The sequence below is a fragment of the Nocardia sp. CY15 genome, assembly GCF_009829295.1.
GTDB lineage: Bacteria > Actinomycetota > Actinomycetes > Mycobacteriales > Mycobacteriaceae > Nocardia > Nocardia sputi.
In genome coordinates this window covers 16,452-31,837 of sequence record NZ_VUOT01000032.1, presented here as the reverse complement: position 1 = coordinate 31,837, position 15,386 = coordinate 16,452, and the positions used below count along the sequence as shown (strand labels likewise).

General features: G+C 68.7%; 14 protein-coding genes. 3 read left to right on the top strand and 11 right to left on the bottom strand.

Features of this window, described 5'->3' with window-relative positions; genetic code table 11:
- From nuoK to GVY39_RS27345, 11 genes are all read right to left on the bottom strand, one after another.
- Positions 1-300 carry an NADH-quinone oxidoreductase subunit NuoK gene (nuoK, locus tag GVY39_RS27395; protein WP_063048808.1) on the bottom strand — a complete coding sequence of 100 codons (300 nt, stop codon included), beginning with the start codon at positions 298-300 and terminating at the stop codon, positions 1-3.
- Positions 297-1,127, bottom strand: coding sequence for an NADH-quinone oxidoreductase subunit J (locus GVY39_RS27390; protein WP_159929563.1), 831 nt, complete (start codon positions 1,125-1,127; stop codon positions 297-299). Before GVY39_RS27390 ends, nuoK begins: the two co-directional genes overlap by 4 nt.
- Positions 1,124-3,001, bottom strand: coding sequence for an NADH-quinone oxidoreductase subunit NuoH (gene nuoH, locus GVY39_RS27385; RefSeq protein ID WP_159929609.1), 1,878 nt, complete (start codon positions 2,999-3,001; stop codon positions 1,124-1,126). Before nuoH ends, GVY39_RS27390 begins: the two co-directional genes overlap by 4 nt.
- A 16-nt stretch (positions 3,002-3,017) precedes the next feature.
- Positions 3,018-5,555 carry an NADH-quinone oxidoreductase subunit G gene (locus GVY39_RS27380; RefSeq protein ID WP_159929565.1) on the bottom strand — a complete coding sequence of 846 codons (2,538 nt, stop codon included), beginning with the start codon at positions 5,553-5,555 and terminating at the stop codon, positions 3,018-3,020.
- Positions 5,552-6,874 carry an NADH-quinone oxidoreductase subunit NuoF gene (nuoF, locus tag GVY39_RS27375; RefSeq protein WP_159929567.1) on the bottom strand — a complete coding sequence of 441 codons (1,323 nt, stop codon included), beginning with the start codon at positions 6,872-6,874 and terminating at the stop codon, positions 5,552-5,554. Before nuoF ends, GVY39_RS27380 begins: the two co-directional genes overlap by 4 nt.
- Positions 6,871-7,641 carry an NADH-quinone oxidoreductase subunit NuoE gene (gene nuoE, locus GVY39_RS27370; protein ID WP_159929569.1) on the bottom strand — a complete coding sequence of 257 codons (771 nt, stop codon included), beginning with the start codon at positions 7,639-7,641 and terminating at the stop codon, positions 6,871-6,873. The genes nuoF and nuoE overlap by 4 nt, the downstream gene beginning before the upstream one ends.
- Positions 7,638-8,972: an NADH-quinone oxidoreductase subunit D gene (locus GVY39_RS27365; RefSeq protein ID WP_236565702.1), complete on the bottom strand. Its 1,335-nt coding sequence runs from the start codon at positions 8,970-8,972 to the stop codon at positions 7,638-7,640. The genes nuoE and GVY39_RS27365 overlap by 4 nt, the downstream gene beginning before the upstream one ends.
- Complete coding sequence (locus tag GVY39_RS27360; RefSeq protein ID WP_195070790.1) at positions 8,972-9,748, bottom strand: NADH-quinone oxidoreductase subunit C; 777 nt, start codon at positions 9,746-9,748, stop codon at positions 8,972-8,974. Before GVY39_RS27360 ends, GVY39_RS27365 begins: the two co-directional genes overlap by 1 nt.
- Positions 9,745-10,299, bottom strand: a complete 555-nt coding sequence (locus tag GVY39_RS27355; protein ID WP_159929571.1) for an NADH-quinone oxidoreductase subunit B family protein — start codon at positions 10,297-10,299, stop codon at positions 9,745-9,747. Before GVY39_RS27355 ends, GVY39_RS27360 begins: the two co-directional genes overlap by 4 nt.
- Before the next feature lie 51 nt (positions 10,300-10,350).
- Positions 10,351-10,731: an NADH-quinone oxidoreductase subunit A gene (locus GVY39_RS27350; protein ID WP_159929573.1), complete on the bottom strand. Its 381-nt coding sequence runs from the start codon at positions 10,729-10,731 to the stop codon at positions 10,351-10,353.
- A gap of 480 nt (positions 10,732-11,211) precedes the next feature.
- Entirely contained in the window at positions 11,212-11,631 is a 420-nt protein-coding gene (locus GVY39_RS27345) for a hypothetical protein (protein WP_159929575.1), read from the bottom strand.
- A gap of 142 nt (positions 11,632-11,773) precedes the next feature.
- Between GVY39_RS27345 and GVY39_RS27340 the strand changes: the two genes are divergently transcribed.
- Genes GVY39_RS27340 through GVY39_RS35145 form a run of 3 tightly spaced genes read left to right on the top strand, consistent with a single transcriptional unit; the run spans position 11,774 to position 15,333 of the window.
- Entirely contained in the window at positions 11,774-13,315 is a 1,542-nt protein-coding gene (locus tag GVY39_RS27340; RefSeq protein WP_159929577.1) for a hypothetical protein, read from the top strand.
- A 3-nt stretch (positions 13,316-13,318) separates the two neighbouring features.
- A complete protein-coding gene (locus GVY39_RS27335) occupies positions 13,319-13,762 on the top strand; it encodes a hypothetical protein (RefSeq protein ID WP_159929579.1) in 444 nt (147 codons plus the stop codon).
- Positions 13,759-15,333 carry an FHA domain-containing protein gene (locus GVY39_RS35145; protein ID WP_304654141.1) on the top strand — a complete coding sequence of 525 codons (1,575 nt, stop codon included), beginning with the start codon at positions 13,759-13,761 and terminating at the stop codon, positions 15,331-15,333. Before GVY39_RS27335 ends, GVY39_RS35145 begins: the two co-directional genes overlap by 4 nt.
- The last annotated feature ends 53 nt before the right edge of the window (positions 15,334-15,386 follow it).

The window sequence follows — 15,386 nt, the reverse complement described above, 5'->3', positions numbered from 1 at the left end:
TCAGAACTTCAGCAGGTTGGCGTCGTCGACCGAGGTCGAGCGGCGGGCGCGGAAGATGGTCATGATGATGGCCAGGCCGACGACCACCTCGGCCGCGGCGACCACCATCGTGAAGAACGCGAAGACCTGTCCGTCGAGGTCGGCGTGCATCCGGGCGAAGGTGACGAACGCGAGGTTCACCGCGTTGAGCATCAACTCGATGCACATGAACACGACGATGGCGTTGCGCCGCAGCAGCACTCCTGCCGCGCCGATCGTGAACAGCAGGGCGGACAGGAACAGGTAGTTCTCGGGGTTCACCGGTTGCCTTCCTCGTCGCTGGGGTTGTCGGTCTCCTCCGGTGTGGGCGTGGTGCCTACCGAGATGACGGCCGCTTCGGTGAGCGCCCTGGTGCGGCGGTGGCGCAGGATGGTGCTGACCGACAGTTCCTCGAACGACCCGTCGGGCAGTCGCGCGGGGACGTCGACCGCGTTGTGCCTGGCGTAGACGCCGGGGGTGGGCAGCGGTGTCGCGCGGTGTCCCTTCTCTCGGAACCGGCGGCGCGACAGTTCCCGCTGGCCGGTGCGGGGTCCGAACTGCTCGCGATGGGCCAGCACCATGGCTCCGATGGTGGCGGTGATCAGCAGGGCTCCGGTGAGTTCGAAGGCCCAGACGTAGCGCAGGAAGATCAGCTCGGCCAGCTCGCCGATCACGTCACGGCCCGCGAAACCGGAGGCGGGGAAGACGATGCCGGACTCGCGGACGCCGTGGGCGATGCCGCCGCTGAGCAGCAGCCCGAAGCCGAGGCCGACCGCGGCGGCGGCGAGCCGCTGCCCGCGGATGGTCTCCTTCAGTGATTCGGCGGAGTCGACGCCGACGAGCATCAGCACGAACAGGAACAGCATCATCACCGCGCCGGTGTAGACCACGATCTGCACGACACCGAGGAACAGCGCGTCCTCGGCGATGTAGAACGCGGCCAGCGCGATCATCGTGGCGGCCAGGCACAGCGCGGAATGCACCGCCTTGGAGGCGAACACCATGCCGAGCGCGCCCAGCACGGCCAGCGGGGCCAGGATCCAGAACTGGACGGTCTCGCCGGTGGAGGCGTTGGTCAACGGCTCCGCGGCCAGGATCAGATCGGTCACCGTGGTGCTCCTTCCGTGCCCGCGGTGGCAGGTTGCCGGGCCGCGTCGGCCGGGATCGTTGCCGTGGCACCACTGGTGGGTGTGAGGTTGCCGGGCACCCGGCCGAGGTAGTAGTCCGCCTCGTCGGCGCCGGGGTGCATGGCGTGCGGCGGCGCGGTCATCCCGGGCTGCAGGGGGGCCAGCAGACGGTCCTTCTCGTAGATCAGGTCGGCCCGGTTGTCGTCGGCCATCTCGTAGTCGTTGGTCATCGTGAGCGCCCGGGTGGGGCAGGCCTCGATGCACAATCCGCAGCCGATGCAGCGCAGGTAGTTGATCTGGTAGACCTGCCCGTACCGTTCACCGGGCGAATACCGTTCGGTCTCGGTGTTGTCCGCGCCTTCGACGTAGATCGCGTCGGCGGGGCATGCCCACGCGCACAGCTCGCAGCCGATGCACTTCTCCAAGCCGTCGGGATGACGGTTGAGCTGGTGCCTGCCGTGGTAGCGGGGCGCGGTGGGGGTCTTCTGCTCGGGATAGAACTCGGTGTTCGGCTTCTTGAACATGGTCGCGGCGGTGACCGCGAACCCCGACAGCGGTTCGAACAGACCGGCCTTGGCGCGGGTGGCGTCGCGGGCGTGCGCGTCGGCGGGCAGCGGCGGCACCGGGAAACCGAGGAAGACCGTCGAATCGGCGGAATCCGCGGTCACAGGCTCCTCGGCCGGTAGCGGTGTTCCCGGCGCACGGCCCGCCCGCAGGAACTGCAGCACCAGCAGCCCGGTGACCGCCAAGCCGCCGATCACCAGAACGGGAGTCTGCACGGGGTAGCCCTCGGCCTGCAACACCCGCGCTGTGGCCACGACCATGACCCAGGCCAGGGAGGTCGGAATCAGCAGTTTCCAGCCGAGATTCATGAACTGGTCGTAGCGCAGCCGGGGCAGGGTGCCGCGCAGCCAGATGAACACGAACAGGAATGTCCAGACTTTGGCGGTGAACCACAGCACCGGCCACCATCCGGTATTCGCGCCGTCCCACATGTTCAGCGGCCACGGCGCCCGCCAGCCACCCAGGAACAGCGTGGTGGCCAGGGCGGAAACCGTTGCCATGTTGACGTATTCGGCGAGCATGAACATGGCGAACTTGAGCGAGGAGTACTCGGTGTGGAAGCCGCCGACCAGTTCACCTTCGGCTTCGGGCAGGTCGAACGGCGCCCGGTTGGTCTCGCCGACCATCGAGACGCAGTAGATCAGGAACGACGGCAGCAGCAGGAACACATACCAGGTGCCTTCCTGTGCGGACACGATGCCGGAAGTGGCCATGGTGCCGCCGAGCAGGAACACGGTGGCGAAGCACAGCGCCATCGCGATCTCGTAGGAGATGACCTGCGCGGTCGAGCGCAAGCCGCCCAGCAGCGGATAGGTGGAGCCCGACGACCATCCGGCCAGCACGATGCCGTAGACGCCGATGGAGGTGATCGCCAGGATGTACAGCACCGCCACCGGAAGATCGGTGAGCTGCAGGGCGGTGGTCACGCCGAAGACGGACACCTCCGGTCCGAACGGGATCACCGCGAAGGCCATGAACGCGGGCACCACCGAGATGACCGGCGCCAGAATATAGATCGGCTTGTCCACGATCGCCGGGACGATGTCCTCCTTGAGGGCCATCTTCACGCCGTCGGCGATGCTCTGCAGCGAGCCGAACGGGCCGGTGCGGTTGGGGCCGATCCGCATCTGCATGCGGGCGACGATCTTCCGCTCCGCGAGCACCGCGACCAGTGGTATGAGCATCAGGTAGACGAACACGGCGACGGCCTTGGCGATCACGAGCCACAGCGGGTCGTGTCCGAAGCCGGTGAGGGTGTAGGGCTCGGCGGCGTGGTTGATCGCGGACGCCATGACGAGCGCGGCGGAATCACTCATGACGGTGCTCCTTCATCCTCTCGTCGGCGTGCCGCAGGTGCACGATCGCGCCGGGCTGGATGGCGAGCTGCTCGGTGATGGAGCAGCCGGGCGAGTGCTGCGGCAGCCACACCACGCGGTCGGGCAGGTCACTGATCATCAGGGGGAGCGTGACGGCGCCGCGGCTGCTGGCGACGGTGACGGGATCGTCGGGTTGGACGCCGAGTTCGGCGGCGGTGGCGGCCGACAGGCGCACCACCGGCGGGCGGGCGATGCCGGCCAGATTCGGTTCGCCGTCCTGCATACGTCCCGCGTCCAGCAGCATGCGCCAGCCGGCCAGCACCGCGGTGCCGGGTTCGGGCCGCGGCAGCGGATTCGGCGGGTGGGTGGGCGCGGTGACGGGCGCGCCGTCCCATGCACCGAGTTCGGCGAGTTCGGCGCGGGCGGACTCGGCGTCGGGCAGCCCCAAGCGCACCGACATCTCGTCGGCGATGGCGTGCAGCACTCGCTGATCCGACAGCGGCGCGGTCTGGCGGCGCACCATGTCGTCGCCGAGCGCGGCGGCAAACGGACGCGGCCTGCCCTCCCAGGTGCGGAAGGTGCCCGCTTTCTCCATGGCCGCGGCTACCGGAAAGACCACGTCGGCGCGCTCGGTGACCGGGCTGCGGCGCAGTTCCAGGCTCACCACGAATCTGGCCGCGTCGATGGCGGCCAGCGCGGCCGCCGGGTCGGGCAGGTCGGCGACGTCGACGCCGCCGATGACCAGCGCGGCGAGGCCGGAGGCGGCCTCCAGGATGGCCGTCGTGTCACGGCCGGCGCCGACGGGCAGCTCGGGCACGTTCCATACTGCCCGAACCTGTTGGCGGGCACGAGGATCGGCGACCGGGCGGCCGCCGGGAAGCAGGCACGGCAGCGCGCCCGCTTCGACCGCGCCGCGTTCGCCCGCCCGGCGCGGAACCCAGGCCAGGGCGGCTCCGGTTTCATCGGCGAGCCGCACTGCGGCCGACAGGGCGCCCGCGATGCCCGCCATCCGTTCGCCGACCATGATCACCGCACCGGGTTCCCGCAGCAGCCGGGCCAGATCGGCCAGGCGGGCGGGATCCGCGCCGGGTGTGGTGATCTCGCCGGTGCGGATGGCGTCGAGCAGATGCGGTTCGGCGCCCGGCACGGCGCGCATCAGGCGTCCGGACATGCGTTCGAGGCCGCGCGAGGTGTACGGCGCGAGCGAGTAGACCGGCAGGCCGCGTTTGCGGGCGGCCTTGCGCAGCCGCAGGTAGACGATCGGCGACTCTTCCTCGGGTTCGAATCCGACGAGCAGGACGACCGGCGCGGCCTCCATGCTGTCGTAGGTCACCGTGCTGTCCTGGCCGGCGACCCTGGCGGCGAGGAAGTCGGCTTCCTCCGCCGAATGCGCGCGGGTGCGGAAGTCGATGTCGTTCGTGCCGAGGGCGACTCGCGCGAACTTGGCGTAGGCGTAGGCATCCTCCTCGGTGACCCGGCCGCCGACGAGCACGCCCGCGTTGCCGAAGGCCGCGGCCAGCCCCTCCGCGGCCGCGGCCAGCGCCTCCGACCAGGAGGCCGGGGCGAGCTCGCCGTCCCAGCCGCGCACGAGCGGGGTGGTGAGCCGGTCGGGTTCGGTGGCGTAGGTGAAGGCCCACCGGCCCTTGTCGCAGTTCCACTCCTCGTTCACCTGTGGGTCGTCACCGGCCAGCCTGCGCAGCACTTTTCCGCGCCGGTGGTCGGTGCGCTGTGCGCAGCCGGACGCGCAATGCTCGCAGACGTTCGGGCTGGACACCAGGTCGAACGGACGCGCGCGGAAACGATAGGCGGTGCCGGTGAGCGCGCCGACCGGGCAGATCTGCACGGTGTTGCCGGAGAAGTAGGAGTCCAGCGGTTCGGCCTGCGCGGTGCCGACTTGTTGCAGCGCGCCGCGGTCCATCAGCTCGATGAACGGATCGCCTGCGATCTGCTGGGAGAAGCGGGTGCAGCGGGCGCAGAGCACGCAGCGTTCCCGGTCCAGCAGGACGGCCGTCGACAGCGGAATCGGTTTCGGGTAGGTGCGTTTGTGTCCGTCGAACCGGGACTCGGCGCGGCCGGTGGACATCGCCTGGTTCTGCAGCGGGCACTCGCCGCCCTTGTCGCACACCGGGCAGTCGAGCGGATGATTGATCAGCAGCAGTTCCATCACGCCCTCCTGCGCCTTGTCCGCGGCGGGGGAGGTGAGCTGGGTGCGGACCACCATGCCGTCGGCGACGGCCATGGTGCAGGACGCGACGGGTTTGCGTTGCCCCTCGACCTCGACCAGGCATTGGCGGCAGGCGCCGACCGGGTCGAGCAGCGGATGGTCGCAGAAGCGGGGGATCTGGATGCCGATCAGCTCGGCGGCCCGGATCAGCAGGGTGCCTGCCGGCACGCTGACGGCGTTGTCGTCGATCGTCACGGTCACCAGGTCGGCGGGAGCGGGCGCGCCGGTGCGACCGCTCACGGTGGCCGACCTACCCGTCGCCCGAGCGCCGCCGGAGATCGAATCGCTGCGCGATGCCGGTTTCATCGGACCTCTTCTCCTGACTCCGCCCATGCGGTAGAGCGCGCCGGGTCGAACGGGCATCCGCCGAGCCGCAGGTGTTCGGTGTACTCCTCGCGGAAGTACTTCAGCGAGGAGACGATCGGGCTGGCCGCGCCGTCGCCGAGGGCGCAGAACGACTTGCCGTTGATGGTGTCGCTGATGTCGAGCAGCTTGTCCAGGTCGGATGCGGCGCCGGTGCCCGCTTCGATCCGTTGCAGCAGTTGCACCAGCCAGTAGGTGCCCTCCCGGCACGGGGTGCACTTGCCGCAGGACTCGTGCGCGTAGAACTCCGTCCAGCGCAGCACGGCTCGCACCACGCAGGTGGTGTCGTCGAAGATCTGCAGCGCCTTGGTGCCGAGCATGGATCCCGCACCCGCGACGCCCTCGTAGTCGAGTGGCACGTCGAGGTGCTCCTCGGTGAACAGCGGCGTGGACGAGCCGCCCGGGGTCCAGAACTTCACCCGGTGTCCGGCACGCACGCCACCGGCGTAGCCGAGCAGTTCGCGCAGCGTGACCCCCAGCGGCGCCTCGTACTGGCCGGGTCGGGCCACGTGACCCGACAGCGAGTAGAGGGTGAAGCCTGGGGATCTCTCGCTGCCCATCGAGCGGAACCACGCGATGCCGTTGCGGATGATCGGCGGCACGCTGGCGATGGACTCCACGTTGTTCACCACGGTCGGGCAGGCGTAGAGGCCGGCGACGGCGGGGAACGGCGGGCGCAGGCGGGGTTGGCCGCGACGGCCTTCCAGCGAGTCCAGCAGCGCGGTCTCCTCGCCGCAGATGTAGGCGCCCGCGCCCGCGTGCACGATCAGCTCGAGGTCGTAGCCGGAGCCGAGGATGTCGTGGCCGAGGAAGCCCGCTTCGTAGGCCTGCGCCACCGCGGCCTGTAGCCGCCGCAGGACCGGAACCACCTCGCCGCGCACGTAGATGAACGCGTGCGCCGCGCGGATGGCGTAGGAGGCGATGACGACGCCTTCGATCAGAGCGTGCGGTGAGGCGAGCATGAGCGGAATGTCTTTGCAGGTACCCGGTTCGGACTCGTCGGCGTTCACCACCAGGTAGTGCGGTTTGGTGATCCCGTCGGGCCCGGGCCCTTGCGGGATGAAGCTCCACTTCATGCCGGTGGGGAATCCCGCGCCGCCGCGCCCGCGCAGTCCCGCGTCCTTGATGGTCTGGATGATCTGGTCCGGTTCCATCCGCAGGGCGGTGCGCAGCGCCTGGTAGCCGTCGTGGCGCAGGTAGGTGTCCATCGTCCAGGACTGCGGATCGTCCCAGTAGGTGGTCAGCACCGGGGTGAGGGTCATCGCAGGCCCTCCGGATTCTCTTGCGCGGCAGGAGCTTGCATGCCCTGTTCGTGGGCGACCCGCAGACCGGCGAGCGTCGCCGCACCCGCGGCGCCGTCGAGCACGCCGGGCCGTTCGTCCGGGAATCCGGCCAGGATGCGCGCGGTCTGCTTGAACGTGCACAGCGGTGCCCCGCGAGTCGGGGTGACCTGCTGACCGGCGCGAAGCGCGTCGACCAGGGCACGCGCGGATTCCGGGGTCTGGTTGTCGAAGAACTCCCAGTTGACCATGACCACGGGGGCGAAGTCGCAGGCCGCGTTGCACTCGATGTGTTCGAGCGTGATCGATCCGTCCGGGGTGGTCTCGCCGTGCCCGATGCCGAGGTGCCGTTCGAGCGCGGCGAGGATGGCGTCACCGCCCATGACCGCGCACAGTGTGTTCGTGCAGACACCGACGTGGTAGTCGCCGGTCGGGGTGCGCCGGAACATGGAGTAGAAGGTGGCCACCGCGGTGACTTCGGCGCCGGTCAGGCCGAGTTGCTCGGCGCAGAACTCGATGCCGGTGCCGGTGACGTAGCCCTCTTCGGACTGCACCAGGTGCAGCAGGGGCAGCAGCGCCGAGCGTGGATGCGGGTAGCGCCCGATGATCTCCTTGGCGTCGGTTTCGAGCCGCTCGCGCACGAAAGGCTGGTAGGGCTCGGGCCGGGTGCCGAGCTTCAGCAGGATTGCCGTGCCGCCGGTCACGGGACTACCGCCGCCGGTGGAATCGTTCTGCGATGTCGTGTTCATCGGTCCACTCCGCCCATGACCGGGTCGATACTGGCGACCGAGGCGATGACGTCGGCGACCATGCCGCCCTCGCACATCGCCGCGACCGCTTGCAGATTGGTGAACGAGGGGTCGCGGTAGTGCACCCGGTAGGGCCGGGTGCCGCCGTCGCTGACCATATGGACGCCCAGCTCGCCGCGCGGCGATTCCACGGCCACGTACACCTGGCCCGCCGGGACGCGGATGCCCTCGGTGACGAGCTTGAAGTGGTGGATGAGCCCCTCCATGGACCTGCCCATGATCTTGCCGATGTGCTCGGGGGAGTTGCCGAGTCCGTCCTCGCCGAGCCGGAGGTCGGCGGGCCAGGCGATCTTCTTGTCGTCGACCATGACCGGGCCGGGCCGCAGCCGGTCCAGGCATTGCTCGACGATCTTCAGCGACTCCTTCATCTCCTCCACGCGGATGACGTAGCGGCCGTAGCAGTCGCATCCGGTGGTGGTGGGAACGTCGAATTCGTAGTTCTCGTAGCCGCAGTAGGGCTGTGCTTTGCGCATGTCGTGCGGCAGCCCGGTGGCGCGCAGGACCGGGCCGGTGATGCCGAGCGCCATGCAGCCCTGCAGGTCGAGGTAGCCGATGTCCTGGGTGCGGGCCTTCCAGATCGGGTTGGCGGTGAGCAGGTGTTCCATGTCGCGCAGTCGCTTGGGCAGCAGTGCGAGCAGTTCGCGCACCTTGGTGACGCCGTCGTCGGGCAGGTCCTGGGCGAGGCCGCCGGGGCGGATGAACGCGTGGTTCATGCGCAGTCCGGTGATCGTCTCGAACACGTCGAGGATCAGCTCGCGTTCGCGGAAGCCGAACAGCATCGGCGTCAGCGCGCCGAGTTCCATGCCGCCGGTGGCCAGGGCGACCAGGTGCGAGGAGATGCGGTTGAGTTCCATCAGCAGCACGCGGATGACCGTGGCGCGCTCAGGGATCTGCTCGGTGATGTCGAGCAGTTTCTCCACGCCCAGGCAGTACGCCGTCTCGTTGAAGAACGGCGACAGGTAGTCCATGCGGGTGACGAAGGTGACGCCCTGGGTCCAGTTGCGGAATTCGAGATTCTTCTCGATCCCGGTGTGCAGGTAGCCGATTCCGCAGCGGGCCTCGGTGACCGTTTCGCCCTCGATCTCCAGGATCAACCGCAGCACGCCGTGGGTGGACGGGTGCTGCGGACCCATGTTGACGACGATGCGTTCCTCGCCCGCGCCGGCCAATGTCTCGGCCACCTGGTCCCAGTCCTGGCCCGCGACGGTGACCGTGGTGGGCTCCGGCCCGGAGTCGTGGGTGACGCCGGGCTCGGTGTCGATGTCGTTCATCAGCTGTATGCCCTCCGCTCGTCGGGCGGCGGGATACGCGCGCCCTTGTATTCGACCGGGATCCCGCCGAGCGGGTAGTCCTTGCGCTGGGGATGGCCGCGCCAGTCGTCCGGCATGGTGATCCGGGTCAGTGAGGGGTGCCCGTCGAACCGGATGCCGAAGAAGTCGTAGGTCTCGCGTTCGTGCCAGTCGGTGGTCGGGTACACCTCGTAGAGCGAAGGGATGTGCGGGTCCGCGTCCGGCGCGGCGACCTCCACCCGCAGGCGCCGGTTGTGCGTGATCGACATGAGGTGGTAGACGGCGTGTAGTTCGCGGCCGGAGTCCTCCGGGTAGTGCACGCCGTTGACGCCGAGGCAGAGTTCGAAACGCAGTGCGGGATCGTCACGCAAGGCGCGGGCGACCGACAGCAGATGCTCCCGGCGCACGTGCAGTGTGAGCTCGCCGCGGAAGACGATCACTTTCTCCAGCGCCGCGTCCAGGCGTACGTCGCTGCCGGTGAGTGCGCCGTGCAGCACCGTGACGACCTCGTCGAAGTATCCGCCGTACGGGGCGGGCGTGCCGCCCGGCAGGGTGACCGAGCGGACCAGGCCGCCGTAGCCGGAGGTGTCGCCGGTGCCGGTGACGCCGAACATGCCGCGGCGCACACCGATCACGTCGGCGCCGGTCTCGACGGCATCCTCTTCGGGCAGTGTGCCTTCGGGGCCCGCGGTGGCCGCGGCATCGATGGCATCGTGCGCGGCCGGGATGTCGGTGTTGTCGGGGGTGTCGAAGGTCATCGCAGCAGACCCTCCATCCGGATGGTCGGCGTCGAGGCGAGCGCGGCTTGTTCGGCGGCCCGGATGGCCTCCTCGCGGTTGACGCCGAGCGGCATCTCCTGAATCTTCGCGTGCAGTGCCAGAATCGCGTTCAGCAGCATCTCCGGCCGGGGCGGGCAGCCGGGCAGGTAGATGTCGACCGGTACCACGTGGTCGACGCCCTGCACGATCGCGTAGTTGTTGAACATCCCGCCGGAGGACGCGCAGACGCCCATCGCCAGCACCCATTTGGGTTCGGTCATCTGGTCGTAGACCTGGCGGAGCACGGGGGCCATCTTCTGGCTCACCCGGCCCGCGACGATCATCAGATCGGCCTGCCGCGGCGAGGCGCGGAAAGCCTCCATGCCGAAGCGGGCGATGTCGAATCGCCCCCCGCCGGTGGCCATCATCTCGATGGCGCAGCACGCCAGCCCGAAGGTGGCAGGCCACAGAGAGCCTTTGCGCAGGAATCCGGCGAAATCCTCGACCGTGCTCAGCAAGAAGCCGCTGGGCAGTTTTTCCTCGAGACCCATGTTCTACTGACTCGCTTCCACTTGTCGGCTACGACCTCGGCTGCGCGGCGCTCAGTCCCAGCTGAGCCCGCCGCGCCGCCATTCGTAGGCGTAGGCCACCGAGACGTTGAAGATGAACAACGCCATCGCGGTGAGACCGAAGAGACCGAGCGCATCGAAGTGGACAGCCCACGGGTAGAGGAACACGATCTCGATGTCGAAGATGATGAACAGCATCGCGGTGAGGTAGTACTTCACCGGGAAGCGTTGTCCCGTAACATTTCCCGGCCCGCCGGCCACGGAATGCGGCGTGGGTTCGATACCGCATTCGTAGGGTTCCAGCTTCGCCCGGTTGTGCCGCTTCGGGCCGACCAGGGCCGATAGGACGATGGAGAACAGCGCGAACGCCGCCGCGATCGCGCCGAGTACGAGCGTCGGCACCTCGATATTCACGACTGCACTTCCCCTCCTTGCGAGCTGCGGCTGACAACAGCGTCCGAGGCGGGCTGACGTCGTTGTCCGCCTCAGCCGGACTCGCCCCTCGGCTTCACCGGGACCGGTCATTACTTGATCCGCTCCCATGTGAGGTAGGGCACAGCCTACAACCGAACGGGCGGCCCGCAGCGCGTTTGGCGACGGTGTTTGATCGAATTCAGTACAAGGATTTATGACCGAAACGGCGGTAATCCGTGCGGGCCGCGCAAGAAGTTGGGTGAACGGTCAGTTGGATGGCCCGAAGTGTCGGGCATCGCGACGTCACATGTGGTCCCGAGCGGGCTCAAAGTCGGAATCGGCGACAGCTGGGCGAGGATCGACAAGTCGATGGGTCGGAAACTCCGGGCTCGTTCCTTGCCGGTCGAACCGCGGTCGCAGGCCGGGTCGTACTAATTCATGATCGCTATGAATAGCGTGGTCGATGGTGGTCGGCGGTGATCAAGCCGCGGAGCGGCTGCGCAGCAGCGCGACGACGGCCTCGGTGAGCCGAAGCGGATCGATGGGATGAGCTACCGCGGCCTCCGCTCGGGACCAGCTGGCCAACCATGCGTCGTCCGGCCGGCCCGTGAGCACCAGAAGCGGCGGGCACGGATCGACTTCGTCCTTCAACTGCTTGGCGATGCCGAGTCCACCGGCCGGGGTCGCCTCGCCGTCGAGCACGGCGAGGTCTATACCGCCGGCATCCATCTGCGCGATCACCACGGGGGCGGTGGCCACCTCGAGGTACTCGAACGGCGGTAGCTCCGGGTGCGGACGCTTGCCCAAGGCCTGGATCACCTGGCGCCTGGTGTCGGCGTCGTTGCTGTACACGAGAACCCGCAGCGGGGTGGAACGAGTGGAATCGGCCACGAACGGCATGGTACGTCCACGGAGGTGGGCCGCGTGGCAGGTTCGGCGCAGATCGTCCCCGCGCGTCGTGCGGTGCGTGTCACCGGCGCGGGCCGTGCGGGCAAAGCCGACGACAAGCAGTTGGTAAGAATCTGCCGGTAGAGTCCGCCCAATGCGGGGAGACATCACGCAGGCCCTCGTCGATACCGACGTGTGGACCGATGAAATGCTTGGCAACACCGGGATTCCGGTGATCGACGTACCGTTCGTGACCATCGGCAGCGGCATCGGGTCGTTCGTCACCTACGACACGCTCCGGATCTTCGGCGTGCCCGCGGAGGCGATGGCCGTGCTCGGTCCGCAGGAGCACCCGTGGGACTCCTACGAATACCTGACCAGGGTCTCGCAGATTCCGCGCGGCGAGCGCCTGCGCAGCGACTCGGCCTCGACGCCGGACAACATCTGGGGCTTCCCCTCCTACGCCGTGCGGGAGGCCGTCGCGGACAAGTCGATCAAGCCGCTGTGGAACGTCTTCGTCGAGCCGATCTTCGCCAATTACTACACGCCGCGGGCGGGTCAGGCGTTCGCCGCCATGGAGCGGGAGTTCCATCGCATCGACTACGCTCGCTCGCTGCACCGCGGTCACGTTCGCATGGTGCGCAGACGCCACGGCGGCGGATACTTCACCATCCTCACCCCGCCGACGGGCTCGACACCGACCAAGCGCGTGGCCTTCCGCAGCACGTATGTCCATGTGGCCGTGGGTTACCCGGGGCTGAAGCTGTTGCCGGACTTGCAGGAATACCGGGAAACCCATCGTGACCCGACCCGCGTGGTCAACGCCTACGAGCCGCACGAGCACGTCTACCAGGCGCTGCAGCGGCGGCCGGGCACCGTGCTGATCCGCGGCAGCGGGATCGTGGCCAGCCGCGTCCTGCAACGGCTGATCGACGACCGGGACAAGTACCGCCTCGACACCCGGATCCTGCACCTGTTCCGCACGTATATCTCCGGCTCACACGGCAAGAACATCTTCAGCAGGCGCAAGGGCGGTGACGGATGGGCCTACCAGGGTTTCAACTATCCGAAGTCGGTGTGGGGCGGTCAGCTCAAGCAGAAAGTGCGCCGCCTGCAAGGCGAAGATCGCGCGCGGGCGTACAAGGAGATCTCGGGCACCAACACCCCGATCAGGGACAACTGGCAGGAACAGTTGCGCCGTGGCCGCCGGGAGGGGTGGTACCAGGTGATGGCTGGAACGATGCGAGCCCCGCGTCCCGCCGGCGGGCGGCAAGGCGTTGTCGCGACGATCCTTCCGGACACCAGTGCGCCGCTGCCGTTTCCGCCGCCGACGCAACCGTTCGGCACGACCGTCGACTACATCATCGACTGCACAGGGCTGGAAGCCGACATCCGTGAGCACCGGCTGCTGGCCGACCTGCTCGACCACACCGGCGCAGGACGCAATCCGCTCGGCAGGCTGGACGTGGACACGACATTCGAGCTGATCGGCACCCGCAGCGGCGCCGGACGGATGTACGCCTCCGGCAGCGCGACGCTCGGCGGGCCGTTCGTCGGGGTGGACACCTTTCTCGGCTTGCAGATCGCGGCGCAGGAGATCGCCGACGATCTCGCCGCGGTCGGGCTCTGCCGGAGAATGGGGCCGCTGCGCTCGACGCGGCAATGGTGGCTGTGGGTTACGAACAAGAAGATCTGAGCGATGCTTCCTACCCTGAACGGGCGAATCCAGACCCGTCTTCTCGCGCTGAGCGTGATCGGCTTCTTCGTCGCGCTGATCATCACACCCGCGCTGCCGACCGGCTCGTTGAGCATCGGCCAGGCTTACCGGGTGACGTTGTCGGTGCTCCTGGCGACCGTTCTGGTCGGTGTGCTCTGGGAATTGCTCTACCATTTCTTGCAGCAGTTCCGCTGGGAAAAGGACTGGCCGACCTTGTTCGGTTTCGTCACCATCCTCAACGAGGGGGCGCTGATGTGGGTCCTCGTGCGCTACACCACCGTGGTGCTGCCCGAACATCTGCGTCCGTCGCTCACCGCGTTCGGAATCCAGTTCGTCCTCACGTGGATCGTCTTCTGGCTCATCGTGAACGGGCCGATGCGGGTGGTGTTCCACCGGTGGCGTTTCCAAGGTGGCAGGTTCCTGTGAGCGCGCAGATCGAGGTGTTGCCGGGCGCCCATCTGGTGGCGAGTGTGGGTGGCGTAGTCATGGTCGTCGCGCATCGGGGCGACGGCGCCGTCACCGTGGACACGGTGGCTGCCCGCACGATGTCGGCGTTGCTGGACATCGTGCGAGAAGCCGTCGCGCGCGAGCGGCGCCACAGCGGGCGCGCGGTGGCGCGGCTGGCCACGACCTGGCTTATGAGCCTGTCCAACGGCGAGGAGGACGAGGTCGAATTCGGGGTGATCACGCCCCTGGACAACGGCCTGGCGGTGTTCCTGCACGGCGGGGTCACCGCCGTCCTGGCAGGTCCCGGCCGCACCGAGGTACTGCGCGGCCGGGACGCCGGATTCACCGTCGACCGCATGGTGACGCCCGCGCCCGGCAGCGGTGCGGGTTTGTTCGTGGATGAGGCGGGGTGGACCGCGGAGTCCCTGCCGGGCCGCGGAATCTGCGCGCTCGGTGAGGGGACCGCACCGGGGTCGGGCGCGGTGCTGTGGCCAGGAGCCATCGCGGAGGCAATCGGTGGCCGACCGGTGAGCGACAGTGTCACCGAGTCGGTGCGACAACCTGATGCCGGATCCGCACAAGCCGAGCCTCGGGTGCGATCGGCACGGGAGGGGGCACCCGAACCGCGACGGCCGGCGCAGCACGTCGAGGCACGGCCTGCGTCCGAACCCCCTCCCGGCGAGGAGCCACCTCCGCTCTCGGAACCGGCGCCGCCACCGCATCGGGTCCCCGGACCGCAGGCAACGCCGGATCCGCAGCGTCCCGGTGCGCGGCCGGGTTCCGAGCAGGAGCCGGTACCGCAGCCGCCACGGGTGCCGAGCCTGCGCAAGGGCGAGGAATCCGGCGACGCCGCAACGGAAGTCGATCTCCAGGCGTCGGCGCGGCGTGTGACGCCACGCGAAGGCGGGACACCGGTGGCGCCACCGGGACCGAACCAGGGTCCGGCGCGACCGGCGCACCGCACCGATCGGGATTACGCGATCGCCAACGACGCGAACCTCGCCGAGACGGTGGTACCGAACGCCGATGTCGTCGCGGACGCGCTCGGGTCCACCGGTTCCAACGCACTGGGGCACCGCGTGATCGTGCCGGGCTTCCAATGCGCCCGCCACCATCACAACGACCCGCGGGTGTCGTTCTGCGCGGTCTGCGGCATCCGAATGGATCAGCTCACCTGCGTGCTGAGCCCGGGGGTGCGCCCGCCGCTGGGGGTGCTGCTGTTGGACGACGGCACATCGTTCGTCCTGGACAGCGACTGCGTACTCGGTCGCGAGCCGGAGCATTCCGAGGCGGTCGCCCGCGGTGCGCGCCCGGTGCGGCTGGAGGACAGCTCTGGCGGGATGTCGCGAGCGCACGCGGAGATCCGCCTCGTCGACTGGGACGTCACGGTCGTCGACGGCGGTTCCACCAACGGCACCCACATCCGCCACCCCGGCCGCCAGGACTGGGTCCGTGCGGTTCCCGGCCATCCGGTCACCCTCGCACCGGGCACCCAGGTCCAGCTGGGCGGGCGGGTCCTGACCTTCGACTCCCAGCACGGTCAGCTGTAGCCGTATCGCCCAGCGGCGCGTCCGATGCCGGGGGGCCACCGGAACGAAAGTCG